Below are 12,836 nucleotides of genomic sequence, written 5' to 3'. Positions count from 1 at the left end.
TTTTTTGCTTACCTTCCCGGATAACTCTGGGCAAACCTCTGCGTCTGTGCGCAGCTGGGCAAAACAAGAGTGAACACAGGAAGACACGCATGATCAGGAAGACCGCCCGACGGGCTGCGGCCATCGGGGCGGGCCTTATGGCGCTGACCTCAGCCGCCAGTGCCCAAGCCCCACAAGCCTCACAGGCCCCGCAAAACGCGCTCAAAATTGACCCTTTGTTCGGCGATCATATGGTGCTTCAGCGCGGAAAGCCCGTCAGCCTGCGCGGCGATGCGCCCGCCGGGACCACGATCACCGTGCGCTTTGGGACCGCCTCGGTCACTGCCAAAGCGGATAGCGGTGGGCAATGGCGCGCCACCTTGCCGCCGGTTACGGACGGGGCCAGCGGCACATTAGAGGTAAGCGCGTCGGATGGCAGCCGCCTGGCGCTAAAAGACGTGGTCGCGGGCGATGTCTTCCTCTGCTCGGGTCAGTCGAACATGGACCTGTCGGTCGGCGATACCTCCTACCCCAAGCGCACGGCTGAAGAGGGGGAGGGCAAGCCCGTTCGCCTGTTCAAGGTCAAGCGCACAGCCAGCCCACGCGCCGAGCGCTTTGTAACGCCGGAACAGGCGTGGGCGCTGGCCGGGCCGGAAACTCTGCCGGGCTTTTCCGCTGCCTGCTGGCATATGGCGCGCACTATGGCTGCCGCCAATACCGGGGCTCCCATCGGTCTGGTGCAGTCGTCGTGGGGTGGCACCTCGATCGAAGACTGGATGGCTCCGGCGGTTCTTGGCCAACGCCCTGACTATGCCGCCGATATCAAGCGCCTGAATGCTTTTGCTAGCGATCCAAAGGCGGCCACGGCGGAGCTGATTGCGGCGACGGACGCCTGGGCCAAAACCGCCGATACCGCCGCCGCTAACTGGCACACCCCGGCTTTTGATGATCGTCAATGGCCCCAAATGCCGCTGCCCGGCACATGGGAGCGTTCCGGCATCGCGGCTTTGCGCGCCTTTGATGGCCTGATGTGGTATCGACATAGCGTCGAGCTGACGGCGGAACAGGCGGGCAAACCCGCCATCCTGCGGCTGGGGCGAATTGATGAGCGCGATCAGGTGTGGGTCAACGGTCATGTGGTCGGCGCAACGCTGCTGGGCAGTGAACCCCGCGCCTACACCCTTCCCGCGGGACTTCTCAGGTCCGGGCGCAATCACATCGTTATCCGCGTGCTCGATGAGCGCGGAGCCGGCGGGCTGATCGGCAAGGCGGGGGAGTTGCACCTTGAGTTGAGCGGTGCGCCTTCGGTCGATCTGTCCGGGCCGTGGCGCTATCAGACCGGGTCAGAGCGCCGCAACTGGAAGACGCCGCCGCCCTTCGTGCCGTGGGCCGCGCCGCGTGGCGTCAGCATGTTGTGGAACGGCATGATCGCCCCGCTCGACGGTTTTGCGCTGAAAGGCATCGCTTGGTATCAGGGCGAAACCAATACGGCCGAGGCGGCGACCTATGCGGAGCTGCTGGACGGCTGGGCGGCCTCGTGGCGGTCGTTTTTCCACGATCCAGCCCTGCCGGTGATCATCGCACAACTGCCGGGCTATGGACCGCGCAGTGCTGTGCCGGGCGACAATGACTGGGCAAGGCTGCGGGAAGCGCAGCGCCTGACCGTAGCGAAGGACCCGCACATGGGCCTTGCTGTCCTGATCGATCTCGGCGTCTCTTATGACATTCACCCGGCGCATAAGGATGAGGTCGGGGCGCGTCTGGGCACTGAGATGCTGCGTGTCGCCTATGGTCGTCCGCTGTTGCGCGCGCCGTCACCGGTTAAGGCCGAAGCCGCCCCTGACGCAATCCGCGTGCGTTTTACCGATACGGGCGGCAGCCTGATCGCCTACGGCTCGCACGAAGCCGCGACCTTTGAGCTGTGCGACACCGCGGGCAAGTGCCGCTTCGTTCCGGCGCAGGTCGAGGGCGACACCGTACGCCTTCCCGCCGACGCGTCCGCGCGTCAGGTGCGCTACGCCTGGCAGGGCTCACCGCCGGTTAATCTCTATGGCAAGAGCGGCCTGCCGGTCGTGCCCTTCAGCCTGCCTATGCCGCCCGGCTTATAAGGGGTGGCTTGCCCGTGCGTGACAAGGCCCCGTCTTTGCCCCATGATCAGGCAAACAAAAGACGGGACAGGTAAGCGATGGAAACGGGCGCGCGGCGCCGACCCTGGCGGGTCGTGGGCCTCATCTTTGTGGCCTCCTGCCTGACCTATATGGACCGTCAGATGTTTGGCCTGCTCAAACCGATGATGCAGGCCGAACTGGGCTGGTCTGAAATCGACTATTCCAGCGTGGTGATCGCCTTTCACGCGGCCTTTGTGGTGGGGTTTCTGACCTTCGGGCCACTGATGGACCGTGTCGGCGCGCGGCTGGGCTATGCCGGGGCCTTTACCTTATGGGCAGCGGCACACACCCTGCTGGGGCTGGCCACCACAACCGCGCAGTTTGGTCTGATCCGCTTTCTGCTGGGGGTGGGCGAATCCGGCACCTTTCCCGCGCGTCTGAAGGCGATTTCCGAGGGGTTCCACGCGCAGGAACGCGCGTTGGCCATTGGCCTCTTTAACGCCGGCTCGGCCTCCGGGGCTCTGCTCACTCTGGCGCTCGTGCCATGGCTCACCCAGACCTATGGCTGGCGCGGGGCGTTTCTGATCACAGGCCTTGTCAGCTTTCTATGGCTGCTCCTGTGGTTCAGAATGTATAAGCGGCCACAGACGGCGGAGGCACCGCGGCCCTTAGCGCCGCCCAGCTGGTCCGCACTGGCGCAGGTGATCCGGACGCGGCGCGCGTGGGTCTATATTGTGGTGAAGTTCCTCACCGTGCCCGTGTGGTGGCTCTATCTGTTCTGGCTTCCGGACTTTCTTTATCGCACCCACAGTCTGGATTTGCGGCAGTTTGGCGTGCCTTTATTGCTGATCTTTATGCTGGCCGATTTAGGCAGCATCATCGGCGGCTGGGCCTCGGCGCGTCTGATGGCGCGTGGCCTCAGTGTCGGACAGTCGCGCAGCCGCGTGATGCTCGCCTGCGCGCTGGTCATCCTGCCCCTGGTCGCGGTGCCGCTCAGTCCCTGGCTATGGCTGTCAGTCGTGATCGTGGCCGTAGCAGCCGCCGCGCATCAGGCTTTTTCGGCCAATCTGCTGGCCGTGCCGTCGGACCTTTTCCCGCCGGAGGTGGTTGGCAGCGTCGTCGGCCTTGGCGGGGCGGCGGGGGCGGTGGGCGCTATGCTAATGGCGCTGTTTTCAGGCGTGGTGCTGGAGTATACCGGCTCTTACAGCCTGATATTCTTTGTCGCCGGTACGGTCTATCTGGCGGCGGTCGGCGTTTTGCACCTGTCGCGGGTTTATGCCTCTCAGGCCCAAGCGTAAAATCGGCTCAGCCTTTGGCCGCAGCCTTGGCCTGCGCCTTGGCCAGATCAATGTGGCGACCCATGGCCTTTATGAAGGGGTGACGTGCCAGCAGACGGCGGCCCACAATGGCCACGATAGCGAAACCTACCCATACCTCCGGGCGGTTCCATTCCGGGTGCAGGTCATAGATGAAGACTTTGAACGCGATCGACAGCACCAGATAGGGCAGCAGGATCGCCCCCCAGCGCACGCATTCGTCTTTCAGGAAACCGCGCGGCCCCTCCGGGTGAAAGGCCCACGCCTTGTGGCTGACGCCCCAGCGGATCAGCACGATAAGACTGACCACGATCAGCGAGATCGTGCTGGAAATCATCACCATGGTCAGCGGGTGGGCGTGCTGCCACGCGGCAGCGGCGGTGTGCGGATCGGGCCCCATCTTCATCCCCTCGATTGTGCAATCGTTGGCACGATTAGGCCTGATTACTGCGATCTTGTCTACTCAAACCTGACGCTGGTGACTCAGGCCGCCAGCGCCCGCACAAATGTCTGAAATTCAGCATCAAGCGTTTCGGCCTGTTGCGTTAGGTGCTGGGACAGGCCCAGCAACTGAACAGACGCCGCACCGGTGGATTCAGCCGCCGTCTCTACGCCGAAGATGTTTTCCGTTACCGACAGGGTGCGGGAGGCAGCCTGATGGGTGTTGGAGGCGATTTCCTGAGTGGCCATGCCCTGCTGCTCCACCGCGGCCGCGACCGCACCATTGCGGTCAGCGACGTCGTCAATTCGCAGCGCAATCTCATTAATAGCGGACAGACAGGCGTTTGTGGCGTCTTGAATCTCTTCGATGCGACGCGAGATATCATCAGTCGCCATCGCGGTCTGGTTGGCCAGCGCCTTGACCTCTGTGGCGACCACTGCGAAGCCTTTGCCCGCTTCACCGGCACGGGCAGACTCAATAGTGGCATTGAGCGCCAGAAGATTGGTTTGCCGGGCGATGCTGCTGATCAGGCTGACGACTTCGCCAATACCCGCCGCGGCCGTCGCCAGGGCGCGGATTTCGGACTGGCTTTTCTGAGCGATAGTCGCCGCATCCTTCGAGGCCGAGGTGGTTTCACGCACCTGACTGGAGATTTCCATAACGGCCGCGCTCATCTCTTCAGTTGCGGCGGCCACGGTCTGCACATTGCTGGAGGCGGAACTGGCTGCCTCATTGACGGCAGAGGCCTGTCGGGTGGTTTCTTCGGCCGAGGCTGAAAGGGTCTGGGCTGCGGCCGAAAGCTCCTCGGATGAGCGCACCAGATCACTGGCCATAACGGCCATTCGGGTTCGGAACCGGTCGATGAGGTCGCGTTCATAATCCAGCCGGGCCTGTCTCGCGACCCGCGTGGCCTCCTGCTCAGCCTGTAGGGTTTTGCGGTCAATAAGGACCTGGCGGAAGCCCAGGATAGCGCGCGCCATGGCCCCGATCTCGTCCTTCTGAGCCGTGGCCACGACGTCTGAGGCGAGGTTATCTTCTGCGAGCTGGCCCATGACGCGCGACAGTGCGACCAGTTGCGAAGACATCTGACGCGCAACGTAAACCGCCAGTCCTATCGATAGGGCCGCCACCAAACCGGCAAGGCTCAGCATGCTGATCAGTTCTTTCCACACAAACTGGATGCGAGCCTGAAGCAAACGGTCAAGGTCTTGGGTGGTCACCTGCCAGACCGCTACAACGGCCTGATGAAAGCGGGTCTGGGCTTCGTAGAATTGCGCCTGCGCCTGCGCGTCAACCGCCTGTCCCTGCTGCAGACGGTTTGATATCGCCTCCCGCGACTCGGTCAAGACCTGTGTCGCCGCCTTGAGACGCAGGCGCGGGGTTTCCAGACTTGCTGACAGCGTCTTGCTTTTCGTGCCCGAAAGGGCTGACGACAGATTGAATGCCAAAGTGTCATTGGCCGCATCCAGTTTGGCGCCCGCGATTTCAAAGGCGATGAGGTCCGACGTGTTAGGGGCTTTCGTAAGGCTTTTTACTGCGCGCGAAAGGTCGTCATTCAAGGCAACGATCTGAGGCAGGGTAACGGTTGCGTTCGACTGGAGATAGTAGGTGTCAACGTCCGGATCGAGCGTCAAATTACTCGCATCGGCTGCGCGCGTTATGAGGGTGGCCAGAAGATGGGGATCGTTTCCGCCGTCTGATTTTACCGCGGTGAGGGCGCTTTGAAAATCGGCTGTAGGGGCAAAACCGGGCGTCTCATTGAGCGTCAGGGCCGTACGGTCTGCCAATGCAGCCCACAGGGGACGGATGTAGCTCACGCCTTCACGTTCCATTTCTGTGAAGGAAATCATAGACTTTTCGCTCACTACGAAAAGGCCGGTCATGAGGGATAGAGGAACGGCCATAGCGGCTACGATCAGGATGAATTTCCCCGCCAGAGGCAGATTTGCCAGTTTCAGACGCATGTTCCCTCGGATGTATCGCTTACGCGTATTTGTGGAATAACATCATTCTTTGAGTGGGGTTAACAAACCTATAAATTGTGCATGCTCGCTATCAAGGGCATGTCCAGGAGGCGCGTCATTCGCTTTAGGGGTGTGATAATTTTGAACCTACCGCCTGAGCCACCATGCCACGCAAGGGGAGGGTCGCGCGCATGCGCACCCCCAAAAGCGCCATACCGCTGAGTTTGCGCTGCACAAACAGGGTATCCGCAGGCGGGCTTTGCCAGGTTGTCTGATCCATAGCGATTTCGTGCGCTTTCTCACGGATCAGCGGTACGAAACGGCGATCCGCCAGATCGAGTAGCGGCCGCCGCAGGTGCTGTATCATGATGTCGAGCATGGCGTTCAGGCGCGCGCGGTGTGCGGTCAGGACGGCCTCATTGACTGCCCCGATCTCGCTTAAGCCCACGATCAGCCCTTCGCGGTCTTCGTTGAGGCCCGCCTCCATCAGGATGCGATAGGCCTCCACCGTGGTCTCGGGAATAGTGCGCGTGGCACCGAAATCAAGAAGTACCACCTGCCCCGTTTGCGGCCGCCATTTAAAGTTGGCAAAGTTGGGGTCGGTCTGCATCAGCCTCAGGTCAAACAGCTCGCGCAGCACCAGACCAAACAGTGTCTCCATCGCCTGATTACGTGTGGCGGCAGGCGCAGTGAGCAGCGTCTCGACCGGCTCGCCCTCGACGAAATCCATCGGCAGGATGTTGGGACGCAGAAGCGGCGCATGAGCGCGCGGCACCACAAAGGTCGGGTCGTCGGACAGGGCGTCGGCGTAGCGTGCCATGTGGGCGGCTTCGCGAAGGTAATCCGCCTCTTCGTGCAATTGAACGCGCGCCGTCTCAATGAGGTCCGGCAGATCCTTCACCTTCTGCGCCACACCGAGCAGTTTCAGGAGCCCGGCGATATTGGCGACGTCGGAATCTATGGTTTTCGTCACGTTCGGGAACTGAACTTTGATGGCCAGCGCCTCGCCGTTTTTTAGTTGCGCGCGGTGCACCTGACCTATCGACGCTGCCGCAAAGGGCGTCAGGTCAAAACGCACGAAATGCTGACGCCAGTCATCGCCCCATGCGCTGCGCAAGACGCGCTCCAGCTGGTCGCGCGGCATGATGTGGGCCTCCTGCTGCAGGCGGCTCAAGGCCTGAGTGAAAGTGGGCGGCAGGATGTCGCCGCTGTCCATCGACAGAATCTGTCCCACTTTCATGGCCGCGCCGCGCATCCGCGCCAGCTGATCCGCCACGCGAAGGCCGTTGGTTTCATCAAACAACAGGCTGGCGAGCTCCGGCTTCTGTCCGCGCGACATCTGTCTGGCGCTTTCCTTGACCACGTGGCCCAGGCCAGATGCGGCCAGCCCGCCTAGCGCGAACAGGCGTGCGGCGGCACCAGCCGGCATGGCGGAGGGTCTCAGGCTTGGCGGTTTTGCGGACATAAGCGAGCACCGGGTTCAGGTGATTTACGTTCTACAGGTGGTGATGGATGCGCGGGGCGCGCAAGAAGACCACTGTGCCCTGCGACATTTTGGCCGTCATCGGGCCCCTGCACCCAGACGTAAACCAGACGAGCCGCGGGAGGTTGCGTGGTGCGTGGTGCGTGGTATACGGAGATTTTCATGTTGGGATCCAAGCCCGGCCTCCGACTGGCCGTCAGTCTTGAAAGTGCGGCGCTTCTACCGGGGCTCGGCGTCGGCGAAACCGTTGACCTGTCACGGCTGGCCGACAGTGTGATCGAAGGCGGGGCCGAAGGGGTGATGATCCACCTGACCTCCGATCATGGCCTGATCTCGGATGACGACCTGGCGCGCATGGCGGCCGTTTGCGGCGAACGGCACAGAGACTTCTGTTTGCGGGTGACCACGGCCCATGACCACGTTGAGCGCGCGCGTCGCCTCAAGGCCGACCGCATCTATCTGGGGCGCGAAGCGAAGGTCGGCCAATGGACGAGCACCAGCCTCTTCCTCAAATCCCATATAGGCCACATCCAGAAGGTCCAAAAGACGCTCAAGGACAGCGAAAGTGCGCTGTTTGTCACGCTGGAACCGACGCTGGAGGCCGCGGAACAGGCCCTTCGCTACGGTCTTTTTGCGGTGGAACTTGATATGTCGCATCTGGCGGCCAGCCTGCACAGCCTTGATATCGACCGAGCCTTTGATGCCTTGTCGCACGTGCTCAGCCTGGGTCGCTATCTCCATCGTCACGGTGTTGAGGTGCATCTCGGTGGCGGGCTGCGGCCTGCTGACCTTGTGGTGTTGGCGCGATCGCGCAGTTTCCGGCAGGTCAATATCGGACGGCGGCTGATGCCTGAAGCTCTGAACGTGGGGCTGTCTGCGGCAGTCAAGACCTTACGTGAACGCATGTCTGGGGCGGGCATAGGAGATGATGCTTCGGCCGAGAGACACAAACGCATTGCTGAGCGTGTCGCTGGTATGGATGATACGCAGCTAAAAGAGAGCCTTGAACGGTTTTGTTGTGAGACCCTGCCTCAACTGGAGGACCCACAGCTCTATGCAGCAGAACGTCTTCTGGCCTTGCCGTTAGCGCGTCTTGAGGCGCTTGCGCTCGCGGCGAACTTGCCGGCCAGTTTTGCGGGGATTACGCTCATCAAACATCTGCGTCAGACTGAGGCTCCGGGCCGCTCCGGCACGCCTTTGCGGCGCGCGGGCTGAGGCTCATGCGAGGAGGGCCACCGTAAGCAGACACGCGACGACGAGACTGGTTATGACCACGCGCAACCTGAAAAACGCAGCCGACAACCCGCCCCGAAGCATCAGGATGTTGTCGACCGCCAGCAAACTCAAGAAAACGGCGATCAGAACGCCTAATGCGGCCACTGACCAACCGGACAAGGCCAGAAGCGGCCCTGACCATGCGAGAAGGCAAAGGACATTGCTTAGGATTAGCAGCCACGTTGCCTGAGCTCGTCCCCCCAGCACAAGGCCCCAGTGCAGGCCGCACAAAAAGGACGCGATCACGGCCCCATAGGTGATGGCGATGTCCGGGCCGCTCAGGGTGAGCAAGCGTACACCGAGTGCGGCCATAAGGACAGCCGCTATGAACGGCAGGCCGCCGGCGAGCGTAAGCGCAGTAACCCAGCGGGTGTCCAGTTTCGACAGAGTAGCGTCCATAGTTCGGTCTCCCGGTTAGAGCCTGTCCTGAAACCCGCCGGGGTCGGTGAGCGCCATGAGGTGCGCAATCACGGGGCGGAAGGCGTAAAAGCCCCTGCTGGCGGCGGCCCAGGCGATCGCGTCCCAGAGGCGGGTGCGCTCATGCAGTCGGACGGGAACGTCCATGCGACCCAAGAGATGCAGAAGGTCCGTGCGCGTCGTCCCGATGGGCAGGCGGCTGGTGACGAGGCTGCCGGCACCGAACGCTGCCACAGCCGCCGCCAGTTCGTCCGGGGTGTCAAACAAGCGGACCTCTGTGTCCGTCTGCTCTGCCAATGTCTGCGCGGTGGCGGCGATGGCTGCGCCGACCGGTGCCTTACCGGAGACATAAGCCGCGATGCCGGCAAGGCGTATATCGCCCAGCCGGAAGCCATCGGCCCCCAGATCTTCGGCGGTGATCAGCAGCACAGAGGGCTCGCGCGGTGTGGCCAGAGGACCCGCTAAGGGCGAAAGGGAAACAGGAGGTTCCATAGGTACCGGGGCGGCTGTGTGCGCCAGACCGGTGGGGCGGAAACGCCCGGCGGAGCAGGTGTCTATAGCTTCGCTTGAGGCCAGATAGACCTTGCCCGGCGTGTGCAAGCCGGCGACCCAGCGCCATGACAGGGTGTTGGCCGCTTCGTCGCCGTCGAGGAGATGCTCAAGGAAAAAGGCCGCGCCCAATTGCCAGGGCAGACGCAGCGTGTGCACCCAGATACTGGCAAATGACATGCGCGCGTGATTGTGCAGATAGCCCGTCGTAATCAACTCAGCCGTCCAGACATCGAACGCGTCGATGCCGGTCTGCCCGGACACCGCCGCGCAGTAGGTATCTGTCTGACGCGCCGTTTCGGCCTCATCGCTGAGGAGATAATCAACATAGCTCGCCCAGAGCGCCGGGCGCATCTCCAGATAGCCGCGCCAGTAGGATCGCCAGCACACCTCGTCGATAAACTTGCTGGCGGCGGCACCGTGCGCTTTTTCGGCCGCGCGGGCCAGCTCCCATTCACCGATCAGACGGTGGCGCACATAGGGGGAGAGTTTTGACACGTGCCCGGTGTCGTTGGGACCGGGGTCGATATTGCGATCGCGGGCGTAGGCGCTTCCGGCACGCGGCAGGAAGGCCTCCAGACGCTCAAGTGCCTGCGCACGCGTAAGCCCTTCAGGCGGCAAGGAGGGCCTCCGCCAGTTCGAGGCCGGACAGCCATGCCGCTTCGACGCGCGGTCCCTTCAACCAGTCGCCGCAGACACCCAGACACAGCGCCTTATCGTAAATACAACCGTCCACACCCTCGCCTGTGCGGGCATAGCGCCACAAGTGCGCCTTGAGCAGCACGGGCTGCGGCAGGGGATGGCTCACCAGCGCCTGCCATGCGGCGAACATCGGCGCGGCAGCGTCTTCGCGGCTGAGGTCGATATAGGCCGCCGTCCAGTCGGGTGTCGCCTGCAATACCCAAGCGCTGCCCCCCGAACGGTCGGGCTTTGAGGCATTGTTAGCGACCCACGCCAGTACCGGCCCCTGCACCCGCATTACGGGCGCAAGGTCGCGCGGGTCTTCTTCAAAAGACACCATCGTGGTCCAGCAGGGCTGAGACACATTCTTTAGGGCCAGTTGCGCAAAGTCCGGTGCCCAAGACGCGAGCAGACTCGCTGCCTGTTCGGAGGGAATGGCGACAATCACCTGTGCATAGGGGCCAAACGTCTCGTTTTCGGCTGTGAGGTGCCACGCGCCGGGTGCCCCGATGATGCCTTCAATGCGTGTGGCGAAACGCACTCCAAAAGGCTCGCACAGGGCGGCCAGCGGTGAACACATCATCGGCGTGCCGACAAAGGCATCGGGCCCGGCGTCTGGCCAGCGCGCCGCTAGTCCTTCGTGGGTCCAGGCATCGACCTGAGACACAAAGCGCGGATCACGTACGGTAAAATATTGCGCACCGTGATCGAACAGGTACGTTGCATCGTCAATCCGCTCGCGGCGCGTTGACATGCGCCCACCGGGGCCGCGCCCCTTATCGAATATATCTACGGCATAGCCCGTGGCAATGAGGCGCTGCGCTGCCGCCAGGCCGCTGATCCCGGCCCCGATAATCCCGATACGTTGTGACATAACCTCTTTACGATCAGGTCTTTCTCGTGGATCAGCGGGCCGGGTTGCTTCACGCTTGAGCGGAATGATCTAGCGCTTTTCTGCGGCGTAACGCATGACCTGATAGAGGAAGGTCGATTCCACCGTCCCTGTCAGCAGGTGCGCAAACGGGCCAGAGGCATAGACAGGCACGTCTTCGCCGGCGTGCTGGGCGCTCGACATGGGCGTCAGAGCCAACTGATGGAAGTCGGGCGATAACGCCTCCTCTTCCGTCAGAGGGGGGCTGCCCGCCGGGCGCGCGCCGGGGCCGGTCGCATAGTTCAGCGTCAGGCGCGGCAGGCCGTTCTTGTCCGGCTCATTGGCGCCGTTCTTGCGCGCCAGCCCCAAAATCGGCTCATTGCGCGTTGATCCGGCGCTGAGCGTCAGGCCGTGGCTGTGGTCGGCGGTGATGATGATCAGCGTGTCGCTGGCGTCAGTCATTTCCAGCGCCGCCTTCACCGCCTTATCAAGCTCATCGACATCGGTCAGGGCGCGGTAGGCGTTGTTTTCGTGGTGCCATTTGTCGATGGAAGCGGATTCGACCAGCAGGAAGAAACCGTCCTTGTTCTGCGACAACACCGAGATGGCTATGCGCGTCATCTCTTCCAAAGTGGGTGTCGAGCCCTGACCTTTGTGATCGACGACCGAGGGCAGGTCACCATCGGCAAACAGGCCAAGCAGGGTCTTTGTGGCCTTCGTATCGACGCCAGCCAGCTCCGCCTTGTCGGTGATCACCACGGAACCGGGCAACTTGCGCCAGTCGGCCGTAAGGTCGCGGTCCTGGCGCTTGCCGCCCTGCGCGGTCGTCAAAAACCGCGCGCGGTCACCGCCCAGCGCCACATCAAGGCGCACCGCCTTGGGGGCTTCGATCATCTGGCGGGCGAGGTCGATACATCCGGCCTGTTTCGCTTCGGCGGGCAATTCGGCATCCGAGCGCCAGCCGCGCGTTGGTACGTGGCCATAAGCTCCGGACGGCGTGGCGTCGGTGAGGCCGGCCGTGGTGACAATGCCCGTGGCCTTGCCCTGTGCTTTCAGGGTTTCGGCGATCGTCGGGACGCGGCCTTTCAGTGATGAGGCGCAGTCATTGCTTTTTACCGTTGCATCGACGCCAATGGCGGCATTGATCGTCTTGACGCCCGTCGTGATGGCCGAAATGCCGTTGGCCGAGTCGGTCACAAACTTGTCCGCCGAATAGGTCTTGGACAGGCCCGTATAAGGCAGGCCTTCAAAAGTCAGGCGATAAGAAGCCCCATCCACGCCACGCGTCTGACCCGCCAAAATTCGGCCGGCGGTGACCGAGCTGATGCCCATTCCGTCGCCGATGAACAGGATGATATTGCGCGCTTTTTGGGTATTGGGCGTGCGGGCCAGCGCGCCACGCAGCTCCGGCGTCAGCGGGGCCGGGGCCTCTGCCATAGCTGGGGCGACGAAAAAAACGGACAGGGACAGGCAGGCGAGCAGGGATTTCATTGGGAACCGGACCTGGAGGCTTGACCGCATTGGTGTTGGGCCAGGCGTTGAAGGGATAACCGAAGGCCTGCACAATTGGTCAGACCTTTTTCGGTGGTTTTTGCGTATTTATATGACAACTTTGGTTGCTGTCTAGTGCGATGGCGTTTGGGCCCCCGGTGACCGCAGACACGGGCTTTAAAGCGGTGCTCCCCGTTTGGTCGTGCGTGAGCCTGCGGCCGGTTCGAATGAGCGGCTTCCTTTTTCCGCGCTACGCTTTA

The 12,836-nt window shown here is 62.5% G+C and carries 10 protein-coding genes; 3 read left to right on the top strand and 7 right to left on the bottom strand.

Features of this window, described 5'->3' with window-relative positions; all coding sequences use genetic code 11:
- The first annotated feature begins 89 nt into the window (after positions 1 to 89).
- Together ASTEX_RS17555 and ASTEX_RS17550 are read left to right on the top strand one after the other, a co-directional pair.
- Positions 90 to 2,087 (top strand): sialate O-acetylesterase, encoded by a 1,998-nt coding sequence (locus ASTEX_RS17555; RefSeq protein WP_013480979.1) that lies wholly within the window; start codon positions 90 to 92, stop codon positions 2,085 to 2,087.
- Positions 2,088 to 2,200: 113 nt separating this feature from the next.
- Positions 2,201 to 3,385 carry an MFS transporter gene (locus tag ASTEX_RS17550; RefSeq protein WP_245532588.1) on the top strand — a complete coding sequence of 395 codons (1,185 nt, stop codon included), beginning with the start codon at positions 2,201 to 2,203 and terminating at the stop codon, positions 3,383 to 3,385.
- A 7-nt stretch (positions 3,386 to 3,392) separates the two neighbouring features.
- On the opposite strand, the gene ASTEX_RS17545 is transcribed toward ASTEX_RS17550, so the two are convergent.
- The 3 genes from ASTEX_RS17545 to ASTEX_RS17535 all read right to left on the bottom strand — a co-directional run bounded on the left by ASTEX_RS17545 (position 3,393) and on the right by ASTEX_RS17535 (position 7,238).
- Positions 3,393 to 3,803, bottom strand: coding sequence for a hypothetical protein (locus ASTEX_RS17545; RefSeq protein WP_013480977.1), 411 nt, complete (start codon positions 3,801 to 3,803; stop codon positions 3,393 to 3,395).
- An 83-nt stretch (positions 3,804 to 3,886) separates the two neighbouring features.
- Entirely contained in the window at positions 3,887 to 5,809 is a 1,923-nt protein-coding gene (locus ASTEX_RS19550) for a methyl-accepting chemotaxis protein (RefSeq protein WP_013480976.1), read from the bottom strand.
- Between the two features lie 124 nt (positions 5,810 to 5,933).
- The gene (locus ASTEX_RS17535) at positions 5,934 to 7,238 is read right to left on the bottom strand and encodes an ABC1 kinase family protein (protein WP_013480975.1); all 1,305 of its coding nucleotides are present in this window, start codon (positions 7,236 to 7,238) and stop codon (positions 5,934 to 5,936) included.
- 216 nt (positions 7,239 to 7,454) lie between these two features.
- On the opposite strand from ASTEX_RS17535, the gene ASTEX_RS17530 reads away from it, so the two are divergent.
- Positions 7,455 to 8,507, top strand: coding sequence for a pyridoxine 5'-phosphate synthase (locus ASTEX_RS17530; RefSeq protein ID WP_041659716.1), 1,053 nt, complete (start codon positions 7,455 to 7,457; stop codon positions 8,505 to 8,507).
- Between the two features lie 3 nt (positions 8,508 to 8,510).
- Here ASTEX_RS17530 and ASTEX_RS17525 read toward each other — a convergent pair whose 3' ends face one another.
- From ASTEX_RS17525 to ASTEX_RS17510, 4 genes are all read right to left on the bottom strand, one after another.
- Positions 8,511 to 8,966: a DUF3429 domain-containing protein gene (locus ASTEX_RS17525; RefSeq protein WP_013480973.1), complete on the bottom strand. Its 456-nt coding sequence runs from the start codon at positions 8,964 to 8,966 to the stop codon at positions 8,511 to 8,513.
- Between the two features lie 15 nt (positions 8,967 to 8,981).
- Positions 8,982 to 10,154 carry an FAD-binding domain-containing protein gene (locus tag ASTEX_RS17520; RefSeq protein WP_013480972.1) on the bottom strand — a complete coding sequence of 391 codons (1,173 nt, stop codon included), beginning with the start codon at positions 10,152 to 10,154 and terminating at the stop codon, positions 8,982 to 8,984.
- Entirely contained in the window at positions 10,144 to 11,088 is a 945-nt protein-coding gene (locus ASTEX_RS17515; RefSeq protein WP_013480971.1) for an NAD(P)/FAD-dependent oxidoreductase, read from the bottom strand. The genes ASTEX_RS17520 and ASTEX_RS17515 overlap by 11 nt, the downstream gene beginning before the upstream one ends.
- 69 nt (positions 11,089 to 11,157) lie before the next feature.
- Positions 11,158 to 12,576, bottom strand: coding sequence for an alkaline phosphatase (locus ASTEX_RS17510; protein WP_013480970.1), 1,419 nt, complete (start codon positions 12,574 to 12,576; stop codon positions 11,158 to 11,160).
- Positions 12,577 to 12,836 lie beyond the last annotated feature (260 nt).

It is taken from the genome of Asticcacaulis excentricus CB 48, assembly GCF_000175215.2.
GTDB classification, from domain to species: Bacteria; Pseudomonadota; Alphaproteobacteria; order Caulobacterales; family Caulobacteraceae; genus Asticcacaulis; species Asticcacaulis excentricus.
Note: the sequence above shows the minus strand (reverse complement) of the source record. Positions and strands in the feature narration are given on the sequence as shown.